Origin of the sequence: Vibrio sinaloensis (genome assembly GCF_023195835.1) — a bacterium.
GTDB classification, from domain to species: Bacteria; Pseudomonadota; Gammaproteobacteria; order Enterobacterales; family Vibrionaceae; genus Vibrio; species Vibrio sinaloensis_C.
Window position 1 is genome coordinate 2,838,991 of sequence record NZ_CP096199.1, and the last position, 15,360, is coordinate 2,854,350.

At 49.4% G+C, this 15,360-nt stretch carries 3 protein-coding genes, 5 tRNA genes, 5 rRNA genes and 1 pseudogene; all 14 read right to left on the minus strand.

Annotated elements, in window-relative coordinates:
• Positions 1-73: 73 nt before the first annotated feature.
• A 23S ribosomal RNA gene (locus MTO69_RS12985) occupies positions 74-2,963 on the minus strand.
• 364 nt (positions 2,964-3,327) lie between these two features.
• A tRNA-Val gene (locus tag MTO69_RS12990) sits at positions 3,328-3,403 on the minus strand.
• A 29-nt stretch (positions 3,404-3,432) separates the two neighbouring features.
• Positions 3,433-3,508, minus strand: a tRNA-Lys gene (locus MTO69_RS12995).
• A gap of 2 nt (positions 3,509-3,510) precedes the next feature.
• A tRNA-Glu gene (locus MTO69_RS13000) sits at positions 3,511-3,586 on the minus strand.
• Between the two features lie 125 nt (positions 3,587-3,711).
• Positions 3,712-5,263 (minus strand): 16S ribosomal RNA (locus MTO69_RS13005).
• Positions 5,264-5,601: 338 nt separating this feature from the next.
• Positions 5,602-5,717: ribosomal RNA gene (rrf, locus tag MTO69_RS13010) — 5S ribosomal RNA — on the minus strand.
• 109 nt (positions 5,718-5,826) lie between these two features.
• A 23S ribosomal RNA gene (locus MTO69_RS13015) occupies positions 5,827-8,716 on the minus strand.
• 301 nt (positions 8,717-9,017) lie between these two features.
• Positions 9,018-9,093: transfer RNA gene (locus MTO69_RS13020), tRNA-Ala, on the minus strand.
• 43 nt (positions 9,094-9,136) lie between these two features.
• Positions 9,137-9,213: transfer RNA gene (locus MTO69_RS13025), tRNA-Ile, on the minus strand.
• A gap of 103 nt (positions 9,214-9,316) precedes the next feature.
• Positions 9,317-10,868, minus strand: a 16S ribosomal RNA gene (locus MTO69_RS13030).
• Together the 16S, 23S and 5S rRNA genes with 5 tRNA genes alongside form the textbook arrangement of a ribosomal RNA operon.
• A gap of 527 nt (positions 10,869-11,395) precedes the next feature.
• Entirely contained in the window at positions 11,396-12,109 is a 714-nt protein-coding gene (gene fre / locus MTO69_RS13035; protein WP_248329801.1) for an NAD(P)H-flavin reductase, read from the minus strand.
• A gap of 14 nt (positions 12,110-12,123) precedes the next feature.
• The gene (locus tag MTO69_RS13040; RefSeq protein WP_248329803.1) at positions 12,124-12,393 is read right to left on the minus strand and encodes a 2Fe-2S iron-sulfur cluster-binding protein; all 270 of its coding nucleotides are present in this window, start codon (positions 12,391-12,393) and stop codon (positions 12,124-12,126) included.
• A gap of 161 nt (positions 12,394-12,554) precedes the next feature.
• A pseudogene (gene ubiD / locus MTO69_RS13045) lies at positions 12,555-14,246 on the minus strand (4-hydroxy-3-polyprenylbenzoate decarboxylase); the annotation flags it as partial.
• Positions 14,247-14,339: 93 nt separating this feature from the next.
• A complete protein-coding gene (locus MTO69_RS13050; protein WP_248329807.1) occupies positions 14,340-15,335 on the minus strand; it encodes a hypothetical protein in 996 nt (331 codons plus the stop codon).
• Positions 15,336-15,360 lie beyond the last annotated feature (25 nt).

Below are 15,360 nucleotides of genomic sequence, written 5' to 3' on the forward strand. Positions count from 1 at the left end.
AAAGCTGTTATTGTGTTCTCGACACATTCAATCTGCTCTTGCTTTGAGTCCATCAAAACCCTTTGGGTGTTGTATGGTTAAGCCTCACGGGCAATTAGTACAGGTTAGCTCAACGCCTCACAACGCTTACACACCCTGCCTATCAACGTTCTAGTCTCGAACAACCCTTTAGGACTCTCAAGGAGTCAGGGAAGACTCATCTCAGGGCTCGCTTCCCGCTTAGATGCTTTCAGCGGTTATCGATTCCGAACTTAGCTACCGGGCAATGCGTCTGGCGACACAACCCGAACACCAGAGGTTCGTCCACTCCGGTCCTCTCGTACTAGGAGCAGCCCCCTTCAATCTTCCAACGCCCACGGCAGATAGGGACCGAACTGTCTCACGACGTTCTAAACCCAGCTCGCGTACCACTTTAAATGGCGAACAGCCATACCCTTGGGACCGACTTCAGCCCCAGGATGTGATGAGCCGACATCGAGGTGCCAAACACCGCCGTCGATATGAACTCTTGGGCGGTATCAGCCTGTTATCCCCGGAGTACCTTTTATCCGTTGAGCGATGGCCCTTCCATTCAGAACCACCGGATCACTATGACCTGCTTTCGCACCTGCTCGAATTGTCATTCTCGCAGTCAAGCGGGCTTATGCCATTGCACTAACCTCACGATGTCCAACCGTGATTAGCCCACCTTCGTGCTCCTCCGTTACTCTTTGGGAGGAGACCGCCCCAGTCAAACTACCCACCAGGCACTGTCCTCAACCCGGATAACGGGTCTAAGTTAGAACATCAACACTACAAGGGTGGTATTTCAAGGACGGCTCCAACGATACTGGCGTACCGTCTTCAAAGCCTCCCACCTATCCTACACATGTAGGGTCAATGTTCAGTGCCAAGCTGTAGTAAAGGTTCACGGGGTCTTTCCGTCTAGCCGCGGGTACACTGCATCTTCACAGCGATTTCAATTTCACTGAGTCTCGGGTGGAGACAGCGTGGCCATCATTACGCCATTCGTGCAGGTCGGAACTTACCCGACAAGGAATTTCGCTACCTTAGGACCGTTATAGTTACGGCCGCCGTTTACCGGGGCTTCGATCAAGAGCTTCGTCCAAAGACTAACCCCATCAATTAACCTTCCGGCACCGGGCAGGCGTCACACCGTATACGTCATCTTACGATTTTGCACAGTGCTGTGTTTTTAATAAACAGTTGCAGCCACCTGGTATCTGCGACTCTCAATAGCTCCATCCGCAAGGGACTTCACCGTCAAGAGCGTACCTTCTCCCGAAGTTACGGTACCATTTTGCCTAGTTCCTTCACCCGAGTTCTCTCAAGCGCCTTGGTATTCTCTACCCGACCACCTGTGTCGGTTTGGGGTACGATTCCAACTTATCTGAAGCTTAGAGGCTTTTCCTGGAAGCATGGCATCAATGACTTCACACCCGTAGGTGCTCGACATCGTGTCTCAGCCTTAAAGAGAGCCGGATTTACCTAACTCTCAAGCCTACGCACTTGAACCTGGACAACCGTCGCCAGGCCCACCTAGCCTTCTCCGTCCCCCCATCGCAATAAGTTGAAGTACGGGAATATTAACCCGTTTCCCATCGACTACGCCTTTCGGCCTCGCCTTAGGGGTCGACTTACCCTGCCCCGATTAACGTTGGACAGGAACCCTTGGTCTTCCGGCGAGGAGGTTTTTCACCCCCTTTATCGTTACTCATGTCAGCATTCGCACTTCTGATACCTCCAGCAAGCTTTACAACTCACCTTCAACGGCTTACAGAACGCTCCCCTACCCAATACATAAAATGCATTGCCGCAGCTTCGGTTTATAGCTTAGCCCCGTTACATCTTCCGCGCAGGCCGACTCGACTAGTGAGCTATTACGCTTTCTTTAAATGATGGCTGCTTCTAAGCCAACATCCTAGCTGTCTAAGCCTTCCCACATCGTTTCCCACTTAGCTATAATTTGGGACCTTAGCTGGCGGTCTGGGTTGTTTCCCTCTCCACGACGGACGTTAGCACCCGCCGTGTGTCTCCCGGATAGTACTTACTGGTATTCGGAGTTTGCAAAGGGTTGGTAAGTCGGGATGACCCCCTAGCCTTAACAGTGCTCTACCCCCAGTAGTATTCGTCCGAGGCTCTACCTAAATAGATTTCGGGGAGAACCAGCTATCTCCAGGTTTGATTGGCCTTTCACCCCTAGCCACAAGTCATCCGCTAATTTTTCAACATTAGTCGGTTCGGTCCTCCAGTTGATGTTACTCAACCTTCAACCTGCCCATGGCTAGATCACCTGGTTTCGGGTCTATATCCAGCAACTCGACGCCCAGTTAAGACTCGATTTCTCTACGGCTCCCCTAGATGGTTAACCTTGCTACTGAATATAAGTCGCTGACCCATTATACAAAAGGTACGCAGTCACAGGACAAAGCCTGCTCCTACTGCTTGTACGTACACGGTTTCAGGTTCTATTTCACTCCCCTCACAGGGGTTCTTTTCGCCTTTCCCTCACGGTACTGGTTCACTATCGGTCAGTCAGTAGTATTTAGCCTTGGAGGATGGTCCCCCCATATTCAGACAGGATATCACGTGTCCCGCCCTACTCGATTTCACTGATGATGAGATGTCGGTTACGGGGCTATCACCCTGTATCGCGGCACTTTCCAGAGCCTTCACCTGTCTCATTAAAAGCTTAAGGGCTAGTCCAATTTCGCTCGCCGCTACTTTCGGAATCTCGGTTGATTTCTTTTCCTCGGGGTACTTAGATGTTTCAGTTCCCCCGGTTCGCCCTGTTAACCTATGTATTCAGTTAACAGTACTCGCTTATGCGAGTGGGTTTCCCCATTCAGAAATCCCAGACTCAAATGGTTGTTACTACCTAATCTGGGCTTATCGCAAGTTACTACGTCTTTCATCGCCTCTGACTGCCAAGGCATCCACCGTGTACGCTTAGTCACTTAACCATACAACCCCAAAGGGTCTTTACGTCAAACAACCAAAGTTGTCTCCAATTTTTTAAACATGATGGAGACACGATTTTGCCGGACTCAAATATTAAACATCACAATAAATTGTGCTGTTTCCAAGAACACTTGAATGTGTGTTGGTACCTATTCAAAAGAATAGGATTTGAGAACTTTTAATTGAATAACAACGCATCTCAAAGAGATGGGGATTGTTGTTATTCGTCAGCTTTCCAAATTGTTAAAGAGCTATGTTTCTTCACAAGGAAGTTACATTTTCTAAAGACTTTCGGCGTCGAGAATTCCAACCACGTACGCTTTACTGAAGTGGTTTGGAGAAGTCTATCCAAAAACATTTAGAGAATGGTGGGCGATACCGGGCTCGAACCAGTGACCCCCTGCTTGTAAGGCAGGTGCTCTCCCAACTGAGCTAATCGCCCACATTGTTTTTTCATTCTCGTGGAGAGAATGGTGGGTCGTGCAGGATTCGAACCTGCGACCAATTGATTAAAAGTCAACTGCTCTACCAACTGAGCTAACGACCCAATGGTATCCCGTAGGGGAGTCGAACCCCTGTTACCGCCGTGAAAGGGCGGTGTCCTAGGCCTCTAGACGAACGGGACACTAAGTTGAACATCTTGGGGGATGTTCTTTCTCTTAAACTACATAAACCATCAATCTGTGTGAACACTCATCGCGACTTATTTGTTTCCGCTTTAAAAAGCAGAAGCAAACTATCCGTATCGTATAAGGAGGTGATCCAGCCCCAGGTTCCCCTAGGGCTACCTTGTTACGACTTCACCCCAGTCATGAACCACAAAGTGGTGAGCGTCCTCCCGAAGGTTAAACTACCCACTTCTTTTGCAGCCCACTCCCATGGTGTGACGGGCGGTGTGTACAAGGCCCGGGAACGTATTCACCGTGGCATTCTGATCCACGATTACTAGCGATTCCGACTTCACGGAGTCGAGTTGCAGACTCCGATCCGGACTACGACGCACTTTTTGGGATTCGCTCACTCTCGCAAGTTGGCCGCCCTCTGTATGCGCCATTGTAGCACGTGTGTAGCCCTACTCGTAAGGGCCATGATGACTTGACGTCGTCCCCACCTTCCTCCGGTTTATCACCGGCAGTCTCCCTGGAGTTCCCACCCGAAGTGCTGGCAAACAAGGATAAGGGTTGCGCTCGTTGCGGGACTTAACCCAACATTTCACAACACGAGCTGACGACAGCCATGCAGCACCTGTCTCTCAGTTCCCGAAGGCACACTCGTATCTCTACAAGCTTCTGAGGATGTCAAGAGTAGGTAAGGTTCTTCGCGTTGCATCGAATTAAACCACATGCTCCACCGCTTGTGCGGGCCCCCGTCAATTCATTTGAGTTTTAATCTTGCGACCGTACTCCCCAGGCGGTCTACTTAACGCGTTAGCTCCGAAAGCCACGGCTCAAGGCCACAACCTCCAAGTAGACATCGTTTACGGCGTGGACTACCAGGGTATCTAATCCTGTTTGCTCCCCACGCTTTCGCATCTGAGTGTCAGTATCTGTCCAGGGGGCCGCCTTCGCCACCGGTATTCCTTCAGATCTCTACGCATTTCACCGCTACACCTGAAATTCTACCCCCCTCTACAGTACTCTAGTCTGCCAGTTTCAAATGCAATTCCGAGGTTGAGCCCCGGGCTTTCACATCTGACTTAACAAACCACCTGCATGCGCTTTACGCCCAGTAATTCCGATTAACGCTCGCACCCTCCGTATTACCGCGGCTGCTGGCACGGAGTTAGCCGGTGCTTCTTCTGCAGCTAACGTCAAAGATGTACGCTATTAACGCACACCCCTTCCTCACTGCTGAAAGTACTTTACAACCCGAAGGCCTTCTTCATACACGCGGCATGGCTGCATCAGGCTTGCGCCCATTGTGCAATATTCCCCACTGCTGCCTCCCGTAGGAGTCTGGACCGTGTCTCAGTTCCAGTGTGGCTGATCATCCTCTCAGACCAGCTAGGGATCGTCGCCTTGGTGAGCCCTTACCTCACCAACTAGCTAATCCCACCTGGGCATATCCTGACGCGAGAGGCCCGAAGGTCCCCCTCTTTGAGCCGAAGCTATTATGCGGTATTAGCCATCGTTTCCAATGGTTATCCCCCACATCAGGGCAATTTCCCAGGCATTACTCACCCGTCCGCCGCTCGACGCCGTTAACGTTCCCCGAAGGTTCAGTTAACTCGTTTCCGCTCGACTTGCATGTGTTAGGCCTGCCGCCAGCGTTCAATCTGAGCCATGATCAAACTCTTCAATTTAAGATTTTGTCGGCTCAATGAATACTGATAAGTTCCTAGTGACTAGAAGCTAGTTGCTAGAAAACTTGAATTGACTGTGCTCGAATGATTGCTCATTCAAATGGTCACTCAGTTCATTGAAACCTAAATTGTTTCCGAAGAAACTATTTGGATTATCATCAACGAGTGCCCACACAGATTGATAGGTTTATATTGTTAAAGAGCTGTGCTTTCAGTGCGTTAGCACTTAGGCAGGACGCGTATAATACGCTGTCTGCGTTGAAAGTCAACATAAAACTCTAAACTAAATTAGAACTTTATGGTGACTTGCTTATTCACTAAGCAAGTGCAGATTTAAAGCCTGGCGATGTCCTACTCTCACATGGGGAAACCCCACACTACCATCGGCGCTAATTCGTTTCACTTCTGAGTTCGGCATGGAATCAGGTGGGTCCAAATCGCTATGGTCGCCAAGCAAATTCTGTTTAAGTTCCTAGAACTTAATAATTCGGAAAGCTGTTTTGTGTTCTCTACACATTCAATCTGCTCTTGCTTTGAGTCCATCAAAACCCTTTGGGTGTTGTATGGTTAAGCCTCACGGGCAATTAGTACAGGTTAGCTCAACGCCTCACAACGCTTACACACCCTGCCTATCAACGTTCTAGTCTCGAACAACCCTTTAGGACCCTCAAGGGGTCAGGGAAGACTCATCTCAGGGCTCGCTTCCCGCTTAGATGCTTTCAGCGGTTATCGATTCCGAACTTAGCTACCGGGCAATGCGTCTGGCGACACAACCCGAACACCAGAGGTTCGTCCACTCCGGTCCTCTCGTACTAGGAGCAGCCCCCTTCAATCTTCCAACGCCCACGGCAGATAGGGACCGAACTGTCTCACGACGTTCTAAACCCAGCTCGCGTACCACTTTAAATGGCGAACAGCCATACCCTTGGGACCGACTTCAGCCCCAGGATGTGATGAGCCGACATCGAGGTGCCAAACACCGCCGTCGATATGAACTCTTGGGCGGTATCAGCCTGTTATCCCCGGAGTACCTTTTATCCGTTGAGCGATGGCCCTTCCATTCAGAACCACCGGATCACTATGACCTGCTTTCGCACCTGCTCGAATTGTCATTCTCGCAGTCAAGCGGGCTTATGCCATTGCACTAACCTCACGATGTCCAACCGTGATTAGCCCACCTTCGTGCTCCTCCGTTACTCTTTGGGAGGAGACCGCCCCAGTCAAACTACCCACCAGGCACTGTCCTCAACCCGGATAACGGGTCTAAGTTAGAACATCAACACTACAAGGGTGGTATTTCAAGGACGGCTCCAACGATACTGGCGTACCGTCTTCAAAGCCTCCCACCTATCCTACACATGTAGGGTCAATGTTCAGTGCCAAGCTGTAGTAAAGGTTCACGGGGTCTTTCCGTCTAGCCGCGGGTACACTGCATCTTCACAGCGATTTCAATTTCACTGAGTCTCGGGTGGAGACAGCGTGGCCATCATTACGCCATTCGTGCAGGTCGGAACTTACCCGACAAGGAATTTCGCTACCTTAGGACCGTTATAGTTACGGCCGCCGTTTACCGGGGCTTCGATCAAGAGCTTCGTCCAAAGACTAACCCCATCAATTAACCTTCCGGCACCGGGCAGGCGTCACACCGTATACGTCATCTTACGATTTTGCACAGTGCTGTGTTTTTAATAAACAGTTGCAGCCACCTGGTATCTGCGACTCTCAATAGCTCCATCCGCAAGGGACTTCACCGTCAAGAGCGTACCTTCTCCCGAAGTTACGGTACCATTTTGCCTAGTTCCTTCACCCGAGTTCTCTCAAGCGCCTTGGTATTCTCTACCCGACCACCTGTGTCGGTTTGGGGTACGATTCCAACTTATCTGAAGCTTAGAGGCTTTTCCTGGAAGCATGGCATCAATGACTTCACACCCGTAGGTGCTCGACATCGTGTCTCAGCCTTAAAGAGAGCCGGATTTACCTAACTCTCAAGCCTACGCACTTGAACCTGGACAACCGTCGCCAGGCCCACCTAGCCTTCTCCGTCCCCCCATCGCAATAAGTTGAAGTACGGGAATATTAACCCGTTTCCCATCGACTACGCCTTTCGGCCTCGCCTTAGGGGTCGACTTACCCTGCCCCGATTAACGTTGGACAGGAACCCTTGGTCTTCCGGCGAGGAGGTTTTTCACCCCCTTTATCGTTACTCATGTCAGCATTCGCACTTCTGATACCTCCAGCAAGCTTTACAACTCACCTTCAACGGCTTACAGAACGCTCCCCTACCCAATACATAAAATGCATTGCCGCAGCTTCGGTTTATAGCTTAGCCCCGTTACATCTTCCGCGCAGGCCGACTCGACTAGTGAGCTATTACGCTTTCTTTAAATGATGGCTGCTTCTAAGCCAACATCCTAGCTGTCTAAGCCTTCCCACATCGTTTCCCACTTAGCTATAATTTGGGACCTTAGCTGGCGGTCTGGGTTGTTTCCCTCTCCACGACGGACGTTAGCACCCGCCGTGTGTCTCCCGGATAGTACTTACTGGTATTCGGAGTTTGCAAAGGGTTGGTAAGTCGGGATGACCCCCTAGCCTTAACAGTGCTCTACCCCCAGTAGTATTCGTCCGAGGCTCTACCTAAATAGATTTCGGGGAGAACCAGCTATCTCCAGGTTTGATTGGCCTTTCACCCCTAGCCACAAGTCATCCGCTAATTTTTCAACATTAGTCGGTTCGGTCCTCCAGTTGATGTTACTCAACCTTCAACCTGCCCATGGCTAGATCACCTGGTTTCGGGTCTATATCCAGCAACTCGACGCCCAGTTAAGACTCGATTTCTCTACGGCTCCCCTAGATGGTTAACCTTGCTACTGAATATAAGTCGCTGACCCATTATACAAAAGGTACGCAGTCACAGGACAAAGCCTGCTCCTACTGCTTGTACGTACACGGTTTCAGGTTCTATTTCACTCCCCTCACAGGGGTTCTTTTCGCCTTTCCCTCACGGTACTGGTTCACTATCGGTCAGTCAGTAGTATTTAGCCTTGGAGGATGGTCCCCCCATATTCAGACAGGATATCACGTGTCCCGCCCTACTCGATTTCACTGATGATGAGATGTCGGTTACGGGGCTATCACCCTGTATCGCGGCACTTTCCAGAGCCTTCACCTGTCTCATTAAAAGCTTAAGGGCTAGTCCAATTTCGCTCGCCGCTACTTTCGGAATCTCGGTTGATTTCTTTTCCTCGGGGTACTTAGATGTTTCAGTTCCCCCGGTTCGCCCTGTTAACCTATGTATTCAGTTAACAGTACTAGCTTATGCTAGTGGGTTTCCCCATTCAGAAATCCCAGACTCAAATGGTTGTTACTACCTAATCTGGGCTTATCGCAAGTTACTACGTCTTTCATCGCCTCTGACTGCCAAGGCATCCACCGTGTACGCTTAGTCACTTAACCATACAACCCCAAAGGGTCTTTACGTCAAACAACCAAAGTTTGTCTGCATTTTTATACATGTGCAGACACGATTTTGCCGGACTCAAATATTAAACATCACAATAAATTGTGCTGTTTCCAAGAACACTTGAATGTGTGTTGGTACCTATTCAAAAGAATAGGATTTGAGAACTTTTAATTGAATAACAACGCATCTCAAAGAGATGGGGATTGTTGTTATTCGTCAGCTTTCCAAATTGTTAAAGAGCAATGTTTCTTTCGAAACCATTTTTAAAGATTCTTTTGCAAGAACACTTAAAGATGGTGGAGCTAAGCAGGATCGAACTGCTGACCTCCTGCGTGCAAGGCAGGCGCTCTCCCAGCTGAGCTATAGCCCCATCAGGTGTTGATACTGTGTGCCAATTCTTCTGGGAGGAAGATTGGTGGGTCTGAGTGGACTTGAACCACCGACCTCTCGCTTATCAGGCGAACGCTCTAACCACCTGAGCTACAGACCCAGTATCGTCTCTTAACGTGTATAAACATATCAATCTGTGTGAACACTCATCGCGACTTATTTGTTTCCGCTTTAAAAAGCAGAAGCAAACTATCCGTATCGTATAAGGAGGTGATCCAGCCCCAGGTTCCCCTAGGGCTACCTTGTTACGACTTCACCCCAGTCATGAACCACAAAGTGGTGAGCGTCCTCCCGAAGGTTAAACTACCCACTTCTTTTGCAGCCCACTCCCATGGTGTGACGGGCGGTGTGTACAAGGCCCGGGAACGTATTCACCGTGGCATTCTGATCCACGATTACTAGCGATTCCGACTTCACGGAGTCGAGTTGCAGACTCCGATCCGGACTACGACGCACTTTTTGGGATTCGCTCACTCTCGCAAGTTGGCCGCCCTCTGTATGCGCCATTGTAGCACGTGTGTAGCCCTACTCGTAAGGGCCATGATGACTTGACGTCGTCCCCACCTTCCTCCGGTTTATCACCGGCAGTCTCCCTGGAGTTCCCACCCGAAGTGCTGGCAAACAAGGATAAGGGTTGCGCTCGTTGCGGGACTTAACCCAACATTTCACAACACGAGCTGACGACAGCCATGCAGCACCTGTCTCTCAGTTCCCGAAGGCACACTCGTATCTCTACAAGCTTCTGAGGATGTCAAGAGTAGGTAAGGTTCTTCGCGTTGCATCGAATTAAACCACATGCTCCACCGCTTGTGCGGGCCCCCGTCAATTCATTTGAGTTTTAATCTTGCGACCGTACTCCCCAGGCGGTCTACTTAACGCGTTAGCTCCGAAAGCCACGGCTCAAGGCCACAACCTCCAAGTAGACATCGTTTACGGCGTGGACTACCAGGGTATCTAATCCTGTTTGCTCCCCACGCTTTCGCATCTGAGTGTCAGTATCTGTCCAGGGGGCCGCCTTCGCCACCGGTATTCCTTCAGATCTCTACGCATTTCACCGCTACACCTGAAATTCTACCCCCCTCTACAGTACTCTAGTCTGCCAGTTTCAAATGCAATTCCGAGGTTGAGCCCCGGGCTTTCACATCTGACTTAACAAACCACCTGCATGCGCTTTACGCCCAGTAATTCCGATTAACGCTCGCACCCTCCGTATTACCGCGGCTGCTGGCACGGAGTTAGCCGGTGCTTCTTCTGCAGCTAACGTCAAAGATGTACGCTATTAACGCACACCCCTTCCTCACTGCTGAAAGTACTTTACAACCCGAAGGCCTTCTTCATACACGCGGCATGGCTGCATCAGGCTTGCGCCCATTGTGCAATATTCCCCACTGCTGCCTCCCGTAGGAGTCTGGACCGTGTCTCAGTTCCAGTGTGGCTGATCATCCTCTCAGACCAGCTAGGGATCGTCGCCTTGGTGAGCCCTTACCTCACCAACTAGCTAATCCCACCTGGGCATATCCTGACGCGAGAGGCCCGAAGGTCCCCCTCTTTGAGCCGAAGCTATTATGCGGTATTAGCCATCGTTTCCAATGGTTATCCCCCACATCAGGGCAATTTCCCAGGCATTACTCACCCGTCCGCCGCTCGACGCCGTTAACGTTCCCCGAAGGTTCAGTTAACTCGTTTCCGCTCGACTTGCATGTGTTAGGCCTGCCGCCAGCGTTCAATCTGAGCCATGATCAAACTCTTCAATTTAAAGTTTTGATTCCCTAAATAAACAGGGGAGGCTCAATGAATACTGAACATTACATAAAGTAATGTTTGAATTGACTGTGCTGAATCTTTCGATTCAATGGTCACTTCGTATCATTGAAACCTAATTTGAAACCCCTCTTTATTTAGAGAAATTTCTAATTGGATTATCATCAACGAGTGCCCACACAGATTGATAGGTTTATATTGTTAAAGAGCTCTCTTCTTTGTGACCAATATCACTTCGGAAGAGGCAGCTATTCTAGCGATTCAAATCTTAGTGTCAAACACTTTTTTGAACTTTTTATTTCAATCTTTTCAGCCTGAAATATGACTAGTTAGCTTTACTGACTAAGGCCTAAAGCCTTGTGGCGCCTGCCGTGTCAGTGGGTGCGCATTATAGGGAGTTGATATTGAAGCGCAAGCTCTTTTGATAAAAAAAACGAAAAAATCGGTCATTCGATGAAATATCATGCAAAGGCCAATAAAAAGGGAGCTAAACGCTCCCTTTTTAGTCAATTCTCGGTCATTTAAATGAACGCGTACGCATCCGCGTACATTCGCTCCGCTTGTGCTCCTTTGTTGAGCGTAAACAACTCACGTGCAGCACCCGCCATTTCAAAACGTCCTGCAATATAGATGTCGTACTCGGCCAGTGACTCAAAATCTTGCTCAACGGCTTGTAACACATTGCCCACTTTGCCTTGCCAATCTTTCTCAGCATGCTCAATAACTGGAATAAAGTGAACATGGCTGTTTTGCTGTGCAATCTGTTCCAACTCTTGCTTGGCATAGAGCTGGCATTCATCACGACCGCCCCAATAGAGATAGATTTCATTAGAAAAATTCTGAGCAATGCAGTGGTCTAAAATGGAGCGAACATAACTAAACCCTGTACCACCAGCAATGAGCAACAATGGACGCTCGCTTTGCTCTTGAACCCAAGCATCACCATGTGGCGCATCGATGGTAATCTCACCATCGCTTGCCAGTGCTGCTTTCATAGATTCGACCACTTCATGGGCATATGCATTGTGTTCCGCCGCACCAATATGCAGCTCCAACTCTCCTTGATGACGGCATGGGCTGCTCGCGATGGAAAACGGTCGCTTATCTTTCTCGCCCATCACCACCATTAAATATTGCCCGGCCTTAAAATTGACTGGACTCTCGGGATGCAAAAGGATTTGGTAAGTATTGCAAGCCAACGGCTGAATCGACTTTACTTTACATTGGATAGTCATGGTGTTCCTCTTACTTACTCTTCTAAAGTAAGTACTAAATTACTTTCGGCGAAGGCTTGGCAAGCAAATATCCATCCTTGTTGTTGCTCCTTCTCGGTGAGCATAGGTTCAAGGCGATAAGAGACTGTCCCTTCTAGTTTACGACATAAACAGGCAGCACATGCGCCAACCTGGCAGCGGTGTGGAAAGCGAATATTATTGTTGAGCGCCGCTTCCAACACGGTTTGACCCTTTGCTACTTCAAATTCAACATTGTCGGGTAGCAAGGTCACCGTCTTGCTCATAGGATACCCAACTTATCCCACAACGCATCGATTTTTGCGACAATTTGTGGGTCTTTCGTTATCGGCGTACCCCACTCACGAGTCACTTCTTCATTTTCTATCTTGTTGGTTGCATCAAGAACAAGTCGAGATACATGCTGATCCGTTTGTGGTACTTGTTGGGTATCGCGTGCTGGGTCCATACGAGTGGTAATCGCCCAAATAATGTCATTCCAATCTCTCACATTAACATCATCGTCACAGAGCACAATGAACTTCGGCTCTCCATGTGCTAACAAGAAAGCTTCTATTCTTTGTGCCACAAGCCAAGCCTGACCTGCAGCGGACTTTTTGATGCTGACAACCGCAAAGCCATGCTTGATGGATGTCTCTGGAATATAGAAGTCGACGACTTCCGGCTGACTGCTGATAAATTCAGCCATCGATTGTTCACTCAGGGTTGGATAGCTCTTTTCAGCACTCTCTATTCCTTGCTGCTCAACGGGCCACTTAACGGTCGCATCTAACCCCATTTTCGAACCCAGACCAACAACAGGAGAAGCGAAGTCTAGCGAGTCGATTGGCGTATTCTCAATAAACAGCGCATCTTTGACTGGATCCATGTTTTCAGTCATCGCCTGAATTACTTCAGACCAATTGCGCGCATTCACTTTTTCATCGCAGACAATAACAAATTTGGTGTACATAAACTGACGCAAGAAAGACCAGACTCCCATCATGACTCGCTTAGCATGACCTGGATACTGCTTCTTCATCGTCACCACCGCCATTCGGTATGAGCAACCTTCTGGTGGTAAGTAGAAGTCTTCGATTTCAGGAAACTGCTTTTGTAAAATCGGCACAAAGACTTCGTTCAGCGCAACCCCTAATACTGCGGGTTCATCAGGCGGGCGCCCGGTATAGGTGCTATGGTAGATGGGATCTTTACGCATGGTAATGTGGGTAATGGTAAAGACGTGATGCTTCTCTTTCTCGTTATAGTAACCAGTGTGGTCGCCATACGGACCTTCGTCAGCAAACTCACTTGGGTCGATATAACCTTCCATCACGATTTCAGCACTAGCAGGCACATCTAAATCATTACTTATCGATTTGACGACTTCGGTCTTGCTTCCACGTAACAAGCCAGCAAACGCATATTCAGACAAGGTATCAGGAACGGGCGTGACCGCACCAAGAATGGTCGCTGGATCGGCGCCAAACGCAACCGAGACAGGAAAAGGTTTACCCGGATGCGTCTCCATCCAATCACGTAGGTCAAGCGCCCCACCACGGTGAGCAAGCCAACGCATGATGATTTTATTTTTGGCAATTTTTTGCTGGCGGTAAATACCAAGATTCTGCCGCTTCTTACTCGGACCTTTGGTCACCGTCAGCCCCCAAGTTAGCAGCGGCGCTACATCTCCTGGCCAACAGCTCATCACCGGAATCTTATCGAGGTCGACCTGGTCACCCTGCCAAACCACCTCCTGACACGACGCTTTGCGTAAGCGCTTGGCCGGCATGTTCAGCACCTGTTTAAATACGGGTAGCTTGTCGAGTGCGTCCTTAAAGCCTTTCGGCGGTTCCGGCTCTTTAAGATAAGCCAGCAATTTGCCGACTTCTCTCAGCTGCTTAACGTCATTGCGCCCCATTCCAATCGCCACACGCTCAGGGGTACCAAATAGATTGGTTAATACGGGCGTGTTGTAACCGATAGGATTCTCAAACAACAAAGCTGGACCACCGGCTCTTAGAGTGCGGTCACTGATCTCTGTCATTTCATAATCTGGGTCAACTGGTTGAGAGATGCGTGTGAGCTTCCCTTCTTTCTCTAGATGAGCGATAAAATCGCGTAAATCCTTAAAACTCATAGACCTAATAATCGGCTGGTTAATCTGCAGGCAGTATAACAAAAAAGAGGAATCGACCGATCCCTCTTTTTGTTGTGGTTATACTGCCAAGCGCTACTGTCCGATCACACTGTTTATCGCACCGCGGTTAACCGACGGGTTACTGTTGACTAACTCTTGCAACCAAGAGCGATGACCGTGAGAGACCAACTCTCCAGCGATAAAGCGCGCATCTTCTGAGAGCGACATTTTGCTGATCAAAAATTCTTTCACTGGCTCGGTCATCGGACGCACCTTGGCAAGCTCGCTGATCGCAAGCTGTTTTAAGCTCGGGTTGTGTGCGGCAGCAATAACTTGACTCAGTGAAAACGCATCACCGACTTGTGCCAGACGAATCAATTCTTGCTCACTTTGGAAGTCCGCTTTCATTAGCCACAGTAATTTGTAGACGCCAGGGTCACTGCTCACGTGGGCTAAGCGCACCATCACCGACGACGAGGGCAACCAACTGGTCACTGCCTCTTCGGTAAGCTGCTGGGTGAGATAACTAACGGCCCCAGGAGATAAGCTGTCGAGCTCACGTATTAGCAATGCTTCGCGGGTTTGTACTTGATAGTCGCTGCCAGATAACCACTGCTTGAGCACGAGATCCTGACGCTCCGCAGCCAGTAAAAAATGTAGGGTTGATTGGTCTTGACGCCACTGCTTGAGCAGTCGATTAGCAATAGCGGGATAGTCAAAGGCGGGCACTGAAAACTCATACCCATCTCCACGCTCTAGCACCTGATAAGTCGGAACCATGGCCTTTTGCTGTTCAATAAACAGTGCCATTTTCGAAGTCAGGACTAAGTTATGCTCTTCGATCTTTTTCAACAGCAGAAAACGCGTGGCTTCCTGAAAGGGTAACGACAACCTTTGCAGTGCAAAGTTAAGCCCATCGACATCATCTTCGATAGCCAACTGAAAAAGCTCGCCGACTTTCCCCTGCACTTGTGGCGCTTGGAGCCATTGATCGACCTGTTGCACCTCCATCTCAGAGGCTGCCACATTCGGCACCGACAACAACAATAGGCTAGACAGGAGTAGTGACGACAACATTCCTTGTTGCATGTTAACCTCCTTGTAACATTTCACT